General features: G+C 61.1%; 7 protein-coding genes. 6 read left to right on the top strand and 1 reads right to left on the bottom strand.

Features of this window, described 5'->3' with window-relative positions; all coding sequences use genetic code 11:
• The coding region (locus EN994_RS19370; protein WP_164746016.1) for an aminomethyltransferase family protein at nt 1-901 on the bottom strand (901 nt) is incomplete at its 3' end.
• A 286-nt stretch (nt 902-1,187) separates the two neighbouring features.
• Here EN994_RS19370 and EN994_RS19365 point away from each other — a divergent pair.
• The 6 genes from EN994_RS19365 to EN994_RS19340 form a co-directional block, all read left to right on the top strand.
• On the top strand, nt 1,188-1,475 hold the full coding sequence (locus EN994_RS19365; RefSeq protein WP_013532898.1) for a hypothetical protein: 288 nt from the start codon (nt 1,188-1,190) through the stop codon (nt 1,473-1,475).
• 12 nt (nt 1,476-1,487) lie between these two features.
• Nucleotides 1,488-1,865: a hypothetical protein gene (locus tag EN994_RS19360; protein WP_013532899.1), complete on the top strand. Its 378-nt coding sequence runs from the start codon at nt 1,488-1,490 to the stop codon at nt 1,863-1,865.
• Nucleotides 1,866-1,900: 35 nt separating this feature from the next.
• Complete coding sequence (locus EN994_RS19355; protein ID WP_013532900.1) at nt 1,901-2,062, top strand: hypothetical protein; 162 nt, start codon at nt 1,901-1,903, stop codon at nt 2,060-2,062.
• Between the two features lie 14 nt (nt 2,063-2,076).
• Nucleotides 2,077-3,480, top strand: a complete 1,404-nt coding sequence (locus EN994_RS19350) for an amino acid permease (RefSeq protein WP_024502594.1) — start codon at nt 2,077-2,079, stop codon at nt 3,478-3,480.
• 45 nt (nt 3,481-3,525) lie between these two features.
• The gene (locus EN994_RS19345) at nt 3,526-4,215 is read left to right on the top strand and encodes a hypothetical protein (protein WP_024502593.1); all 690 of its coding nucleotides are present in this window, start codon (nt 3,526-3,528) and stop codon (nt 4,213-4,215) included.
• Nucleotides 4,212-4,474, top strand: a 263-nt coding sequence (locus EN994_RS19340; RefSeq protein WP_127307729.1) for a hypothetical protein, incomplete at its 3' end; no start/stop codon positions are given. The genes EN994_RS19345 and EN994_RS19340, both read left to right, overlap by 4 nt.

Raw genomic sequence — 4,474 nt, 5'->3', positions numbered from 1 at the left:
GCTCCTTGCCGTCGAGCAGAACGCCGTAGATCTTGAAGCGCTCCTTACCCTTGAGGCGATAATGCTCCTCGGCGCCGCGAAAGCCGGTCTTTCCGGGGCTGACGGTGAAGTCGAGGCCGAGTTCCCACAGCGTGTCGCCGGGTCCTTCGTTCTCGAACGGGTATTTCTGCGAATTGTCGTAGGGGTAGAACAGCAAGTAGCTTTCCACCCGCAGCATGTCGAGGGTGGTGAAGCGGCACGGAATGATGCCGGCGCTCTTGCCCTCGTCGAGAATCCTGTCCCAGATCGTGCCGGCATCCTGGCCGCGGCAGAAGATCTCGTAGCCGCGCTCGCCGGTGTAGCCGGTGCGCGAGATCATGACGGGCAAACCGAACAGTTGCGTCTGCATATGATGGAAATAGTTGAGGTCGCGAATGCCCGGCACGTGCTTGGCCAGATAGTCGACGGCGGTTGGCCCCTGCAGCGAAAGATCGTGCAGATTGTCGTCGAAGCGCAGCGACACGTCGCGGCCCATAGCCGCCCGCTGCAATTCTTCATGGCCGGTGCCCGAACCATGCACGACCATCCAGGCATTGGGGCCGGTGCGGTAGAGGATGCAATCGTCGGTGAATTTTCCCGCCTCGTTCAGCATGCAGGCATAGGCCGACTTGCCGGGATAGATCTTTTCGACGTCGCGCGTCGTCGCCAGGTCGATCAGGTGTGAAGCATGCGGCCCGGTGATGTGCACCTTCTTGAGGCCGGAGACATCCATCAGGCCAGCCTTGGTGCGGATGGCGATGTACTCCTCGTCGGCATCCTTGTCGTAGGTCCAGGCGGTTCCCATGCCGCTCCAGTCTTCGAGCTTCGAACCGAGCGCTCGGTGGCGATCCGCCAGGGTCGAAAATCTCCAGGATGCCGTCATCCGCTCGTCCTCCGTTTCGATAATGCTCTGCTGTTCCCTGCCCCCTGCGCAGTGGCGGGAGCTTTGACCGAATATTGATCGCAAACGCCAGGACGCCGCAATACCCATAAGCAATTAATTTCATTGTCAGGCAAAATCCACCGCGCAAAGCAAACAGTTAACCTCACGTAAATCGCGCTTGACAATTGCGGGATTCGGACTGAATTTATGAAAAAAATTTCACTCTCTTGAAAGAGGGCAGCGGCCGGCCAATTCGGGGCCTGGCGTTGGAAAAAGGGGAAAACCGATGTCAGACATGCAACAGCGCATCGAAGCGCTGTACCGCTCCGACGTGCGCGGATCTGCGCTCCTGATCGTCTGCCTGTGGGCGACGATCCTCTTCGTCCTGCTCATGACATGGCCCTACATCCCGCACAGCGGCATCAAGGCCGTGGTCGCGATCGCCGCCGCCGCCGTGCTGATCTTCAACACGGCCGCCATCCTGGCGATGGTCAAGCACTACAAGGAAGACAAGGAATTCATCTACGGGCTCGACATCAAGAACGCCGACGCATTCCGCAACCGCAAGTCCTGAGGGGTAGAAGAAATGTCCCGCTACACGCCGCCGGAGCAGAGCAAGGCCGGGCAGGTTTTCGACATCGCCGTCGTCGTCGTCGCCATTTTCGTGGCGCTGTGGCTGCCGCTGAAACTGGGCCTCGCCGGTGCGGCGAAATCCATCGACGCGCTCGACGCCAAGACGTGGGAAGCGCTCGGCCAGAACCCGACCATGGCCTCGATCTGGGAAAAGCTCGGCTACACGCCCGAGACCGCGCACGACATCATCCAGAACCGCTTCCATTATGTCATCGACTGGCCGACGCTGATCATAATGGCTGCGGTGCTGATAGGCTATTTCGTCTTCCTGTTTCGCGCATCCGACCGCGAATATCGCGACGTCATCAACGAAAAATTCGACGACAAGTAAGAGTTCTGAGGACGATTTAATTCGGGGACACGATCATGTGGGTGGCACTCTCTTACGCATGCTGGGGCATCTCGATCGTGCTCGCTTTGTGGATGCTTTACGACTGGTTCAAGGTCGACACGACCTTCTCCGAAGAGGTGCTGACCTCGTCGCGCGAAGGCGAACTGGAAGCCACTTCCGAAAAACACCGGATCTGAGTGAGGATTGAACAATGACGATCGCACTTGAACCGGCTGCCCCGGCTGTCCAAGGGGACAGAGTTTCACTCCTGCGCGTGCTCGGACCGGCCCATGTCTGGGCGCTCGGCGTCGGCATCGTCCTGGTCGGCGAATTCACCGGCTGGAATTTCTCGGCGGACAAGGGTGGCGCGCTGGCCGCGCTCATCGTCTGCTGGGTCGTCGGATTGCTCTACACCTCGGTCGCGATGATCGATTCCGAGGTGACATCGACCGTGGCCGCCGCTGGCGGCCAGTATGCGCAGGCAAAGCACATCGTCGGACCGCTGATGGCGTTCAACGTCGCGCTGTTCCTGGTCTTTGCCTACACGATGCTCGAAGTGTCCGACGCCATCCTGCTCGGCGACACCATCGTCGCCAAGGCCGGCGTCGAAGGGCTCACCCACAATTCCTTCATCGCCGCGACCATCGTCGTGCTGGCGTGGCTGAACTATCGCGGCGTGCTGATGACGCTCAACGTCAACTTCGTCATCACCGCGATCGCCTATATCTCGATCGTCATCCTGTTCTTTTCGGTCAGCCCGTGGACGCAAGGCGCGGTGCTGAAGCTGAACGAACTGGTCACCCCAGGCAATGCGCTTCCCTATGGCTGGATCGGCGTCATCGCCGCCTTCCAGTTCGGCATATGGTACTATCTCGGCATCGAAGGCACCACACAGGCCGCCGAGGAAGTGCGCTCCCCGGCCCGCTCGCTGCCTTACGGCACCATGGCCGGCATGATCACGCTTTTGATCGCGGCGGCCATGACCTGGTATGTCTGCGCCTCCCTGATGCCCTGGGAATATCTCGGCATCACCTACTATCCACTGTGGGACGCCGGCAAGCTGACCGGCAGCCCGCTGCTCGAGAACCTGTTGTTCGTCGCCACGCTGCTCGCCGCGCTGGCGTCGGCCAATGGCTGCATCAACGATGCGGCGCGCGCCTGGTTCTCGCTCGGCCGCGACCGCTATCTGCCGACATGGTTCTCGGCCGTGCATCCGAAATATCGCACGCCCTATCGCTCGATCCTGTTCCTGCTGCCGATCGCGCTGGCCTTCGCCTTCATCGCCGACCTCAACCAGGCGATCACCTTTTCGATCCTGTCGGGGGTGCTGCAATACACGTTCATGAGCATCAACATCATCATGTTCCGCAAGAAATGGCCGCTGGGCTCGATCCGCCGAGGCTACACCCACCCCTTCCATCCGATCCCGGCCATGGTGCTGTTCTGCCTGTGCGTGGTGACCTTCTTCGCCATCTTCCTCGGCTTCGGCTCGCAGCTGATCGCCATGGTCGCCTTCTACTTCCTGATCTCGCTGTGGTTCCACTTCTACCGTTACAAATTCGTGCGGCGCGGCGACCAGTTCACCATGCCGTGGCCAAAGCCGCAGGGTTATTGATGGGAGTAGGCCCGTCCGGATCCCGGGCGGGCCTGGCATGAGAAAATGTCCGATCTGACATCAGCACTGCTGGCCGGGGCCATTGTCCTGGTTGTCGTTCTCCACCTTGCCTGGCAAGCGCGTGCCAGCCGCAGCAGGGCATCGATGGCGCTCGCCGTCGAGCAGGACCGCATCCGCACAATCATCGCCGATGCTGCCAATGTTTCGGATGGCACCGCCGGCGTCATCACCTGGGAAGGATCCTGGAACAGCAAACGTGTCCAGGTGCGCACCATCGTCGATACGCTGGCGACGCGCAAACTGCCGGCGCGCTGGCTCAGTGTTTCGATCACCGAAGAGGTCGCGGTACCAGCCACCTTCGACATGATGATGCGGCCGGGCTCGCCGACGACCTTCTCCAATTTCGATCATCTCGAGCATACGCTGCCCAAGGCTCCGGGATTTCCCGCCGAGTCGGTGCTGCGCACCGACCGCAGGGCGGCGCGCTTTCCGCAAGGCCTGATCGCCAGCCATATCGAGATCTTTTCCGAAGGGCGCGCCAAGGAACTGCTGATCACGCCCAAGGGTATACGCATCGTCTGGCTTCTGGCCGAAGCCGAGCGGGCGCGCTATGGCGTTTTCCGGCAGGCCGAATTCGGCGACGCCGCACTCGATCCCGCGCTGATCGAAAGGCTGCTGATGTCGGTGTCGGCGCTTCGCGACGCGATCAACAAAAGCGAACGGCAGGCCGCATGACCAGTTCCGCCACTGCACCCGCCAATCCCTATCTGGTTCTCGGCGCCGCAATCGTGCTGCCGGGAAGCGGGCACGTCATTCTGGGCGTGCCGGTGCGCGGCCTTCAATTCCTTTTCTTCATGGTGATCCTGGCATGGGTGACGGCCAAGATCGCGCCGCCCGATGCCAGCTTCGTCGGCCGTCACGCCGGCGGCTTCCTGATCTATGCTTTGTCGATCCTGGACGCCTACAAGCTCGCCCGCATCCGCACCGCCAAATG

This window comes from Mesorhizobium sp. M7A.F.Ca.CA.002.09.1.1 (genome assembly GCF_003998555.1).
GTDB lineage: Bacteria > Pseudomonadota > Alphaproteobacteria > Rhizobiales > Rhizobiaceae > Mesorhizobium > Mesorhizobium ciceri.
The sequence above is the reverse complement of the archived record's forward strand: the minus strand, read 5'-3'. Positions and strand labels throughout refer to the sequence as shown.